We start from the raw sequence: 3,717 nt of genomic DNA on the forward strand, positions 1-3,717 counted from the left end.
GGTGTGGTGGCGGTGATCGTGCCGTGGAACCTGCCGCTGCTGCTGTTGACGTGGAAGGTCGCCCCCGCGCTGGCGTGCGGCAACGCCGTGATCGTCAAGCCCAGCGAGGAGACGCCCGCCTCGGCGACGCTGCTGGCGGAGGTGATGGCCGCCGCCGGGGTGCCCGACGGGGTGTTCAACCTGGTGCACGGCTTCGGGCCGGATTCGGCGGGGGAGTTCCTCACCCGGCATTCGGGGGTGGACGCGATCACGTTCACCGGTGAGTCGTCGACCGGCAGCACCATCATGCGGGCGGCGGCTGATGGGGTGCGGCCGGTGTCGTTCGAGTTGGGTGGGAAGAACGCCGGTCTGGTGTTCGCCGACGCTGATTTGGATGCGGCGGTGGCGGGGTCGGTGCGGTCGAGTTTCACCAATGGTGGTCAGGTGTGTCTGTGCACGGAGCGGGTCTATGTGCAGCGGCCGGTGTTCGAGGAGTTCACGGCGCGGCTCGCGGAGCGGGCCGCCGGGTTGCCGTTCGGGTGGCCGGCGGACGAGGCGACGGTGAACATGCCGTTGATCTCGCATCAGCATCGGGACAAGGTGCTCGGCTACTACGACCTGGCCCGGCGTGAGGGTGCGCAGGTGCTGGCCGGGGGTGGGGTGCCGGCGTTCGGTGACGCCCGTGACGGTGGCGCGTACGTGCAGCCGACGGTGTTCGCGGGGCTGGGCGCGGATGCGCGGACCAATCGTGAGGAGATCTTCGGGCCGGTGGTGCATGTGGCGCCGTTCGATGACGAGGATGAGGCGTTCGCGTTGGCCAACGGCACGGAGTACGGGTTGGCGGCGGCGGTGTGGACGCGGGACGTCGGGCGGGCTCACCGGGCCGGTATGCGGTTGGACGCGGGGATCGTGTGGGTGAACACGTGGTTCCTGCGCGACCTGCGCACCCCGTTCGGTGGGGTCAAGGCGTCCGGGATCGGGCGCGAGGGTGGCGTGCATTCCCTCGGTTTCTATTCCGAACTCACCAACGTCTGCGTGGACCTGACATGAGCGTCGGCGTTCGCATCGGTGACGCGGGGCGCAGAGGACGTGCGAGCGCATCGGTGTCGCGGGACGTCCGTCCGACTTCCGGTCCACCGGCGGCTATCCGTAGCGGCGGCAGGCGGAGTGGGGAGCTGACATGAGCGTTGATTACGAGGCGGCGGCGCGGGAGCTGGTCGAGGCGTGGGAGAGCGGCAAGCCCTGCCCGCCGCTGCGGGGGCGGCTGTTGCCGGAGGGGGACGTCACGTCGGCGTACGTGGTGCAGCAGCTCCAGGTGCGGCAGTGGTTGCAGCGGGGCCACCGGCGGGTGGGCGCGAAGATCGGGTTGACGTCGCGGGCGGTGCAGGAGTCGTTCGGGGTGTTTCAGCCGGACTTCGGGGTGCTGCTCGACGACATGGCGGTGCCCGACGGGGCCGAGGTGCCGATGGGCCGGTTGTTGCAGCCGCGGGTGGAGGCGGAGGTCGCGTTCGTGCTGGGTGCGGATCTGCCCGACGAGCGGATTACCAGTGCGGATGTGATCCGGGCGGTGGATCATGTGTTGCCGGCGATCGAAATCGTGGATTCGCGGGTGGCGGGGTGGGACATCTCGATCGTGGACACGGTGGCGGACAACGCCTCCAGCGGCCTGTTCGTGCTGGGCACGACGCCGCGCCGGCTCACCGACGTAGACCTGCGGTTGTGCGGGATGGTCCTCGAACTGGCCGGTGAGCCGGTGTCGGTGGGGGCGGGCGCGGCGTGTCTGGGTAATCCGTTGCACGCGGTGCAGTGGTTGGCGCAGACGATGGCGCGCTCGGGTGATCCGCTGCGTGCCGGGGATGTGGTGCTGTCCGGGGCGCTGGGTCCGATGGTGCCGGTGACGGCCGGGGCGGCGTACGAGGCACGGATCTCGGGTGTGGGTTCGGTGCGCGTCTGTTTCTCGGGGGCGGCATTGTGAGTGCGCGGCGTGGGTTGGCGACCGTTGCGGTCTTCGGTGAGGGGGGTGCGGCATGAGCGTCGGCGTGGCGGTGATCGGGTCGGGCAACATCGGCACCGATCTGATGATCAAGGTGCTGCGGTTGTCGGAGTCGTTGCGGATGGTGGCGATGGTCGGCATCGACCCCGACTCCGACGGTCTGGCGCGGGCGCGGCGGTTGGGTGTGGCGACCACCGCTGAGGGTGTCGACGGCTTGGTGGCGATGCCGGAGTTCGCGGATGTGGAGTTGGTGTTCGATGCCACGTCGGCGGGTGCGCACCGGCGCAACGACGCGGTGTTGGCGGCGCATGGTCGGCTGGTGGTGGATCTGACGCCGGCGGCGATCGGTCCGTACGTGGTGCCGCCGGTGAACCTGGACGAGCACCTGGGCGAGCGCAACGTGAACATGGTGACGTGTGGTGGGCAGGCGACCGTGCCGATCGTGGCGGCGGTGGGTCGGGTGACGCCGGTGGTGTACGGGGAGATCGTGGCGTCGATCGCGTCGAGGTCGGCGGGTCCGGGGACGCGGGCGAACATCGACGAGTTCACCGAGACCACGGCGCGGGCGATCGAGGTGGTCGGCGGCGCGCAGCGCGGTAAGGCGATCATCGTGTTGAATCCGGCGGATCCGCCGTTGTTGATGCGCGACACCGTCTACTGCCTGTGTGAGGACGCTGACGCCGACCGGGCGGCGATAGCCGGGTCGGTGGCGCAGATGGTCGCGTCGGTGCAGGAGTACGTGCCGGGGTACCGGTTGAAGCAGGACGTGCAGTTCGACCGGGTGGACACGTATGTGCCGTCGTTGGGTCGGCATCTGCGGGGGTTGCAGGTGTCGGTGTTCCTGGAGGTCTCCGGCGCCGGGCATTATCTGCCGGCGTACGCGGGGAACCTGGACATCATGACCTCGGCGGCGCTGCGTACGGCGGAGCGCCTGGTCGGACTGCGGTCGGTAGCGACGCGTCAGGACGGCGCCGACAGCGACAGCGAGGGCAGGGATGCTGCGGGTCGGGACGTCGTGGAGGTGACCCGGTGACTGATCTGTACATCCAGGACGTCACGTTGCGCGACGGCATGCACGCGGTGGCGCACCGGTACACGGTGGAGCAGGTCCGCACGATCGCGGCGGCGTTGGACGCGGCGGGGGTGGCCGCGATCGAGGTCGCCCACGGTGACGGGCTCGCGGGTTCGAGTGTGAACTACGGTCATGGTGCGGCCAGCGACGCCGAGTGGATCGCGGCGGCGGCCGAGGTGATGACGAACGCGAAACTCACCACGCTGCTGTTGCCGGGCATCGGCACGATCGCTGATCTGAAGGCGGCGAAGGCCCTCGGCGTGACGAGTGTGCGCATCGCCACCCACTGCACGGAGGCCGACATCTCGGCGCAGCACATCGCGTGGGCGCGGGAGAACGGCATGGACGTGTCCGGGTTCCTGATGATGTCGCACATGAACGACCCTGTGGGCTTGGCCGCTCAGGCGAAGTTGATGGAGTCGTACGGGGCGCACTGCGTCTACGTCACCGACTCCGGCGGCCGACTCCTGATGTCCGATGTCGCGCAGCGAGTGGACGCCTATCGGCAGGTGTTGGCGCCGACCACGCAGATCGGTATCCACGCCCACCACAACCTGTCCCTGGGGGTGGCCAACAGCGTGGTCGCGGTGGAGCACGGCCGGATTCTCGGCGATGCCGCGGCTGGTGCGCAGGCGACGCACGGGCGCACGGTGCGGGTGGACGCCTCCCTGGC

At 69.6% G+C, this 3,717-nt stretch carries 3 protein-coding genes and 1 pseudogene; all 4 read left to right on the forward strand.

The features are described from left to right. Nucleotides 1–1,029: aldehyde dehydrogenase family protein (locus tag AB0883_RS30670; RefSeq protein WP_366644754.1), on the forward strand; the 1,029-nt coding region annotated here is incomplete at its 5' end. A 130-nt stretch (nucleotides 1,030–1,159) separates the two neighbouring features. Continuing rightward, complete coding sequence (locus tag AB0883_RS30675; RefSeq protein ID WP_366644755.1) at nucleotides 1,160–1,954, forward strand: fumarylacetoacetate hydrolase family protein; 795 nt, start codon at nucleotides 1,160–1,162, stop codon at nucleotides 1,952–1,954. A gap of 52 nt (nucleotides 1,955–2,006) precedes the next feature. Next, nucleotides 2,007–2,924: pseudogene (locus AB0883_RS30680) on the forward strand (acetaldehyde dehydrogenase (acetylating)); the annotation flags it as partial. 77 nt (nucleotides 2,925–3,001) lie between these two features. Beyond that, the coding region (gene dmpG / locus AB0883_RS30685) for a 4-hydroxy-2-oxovalerate aldolase (protein ID WP_366644756.1) at nucleotides 3,002–3,717 on the forward strand (716 nt) is incomplete at its 3' end.

The organism is Micromonospora sp. NPDC047812 (assembly GCF_040704175.1).
Classification (GTDB): Bacteria; Actinomycetota; Actinomycetes; order Mycobacteriales; family Micromonosporaceae; genus Micromonospora.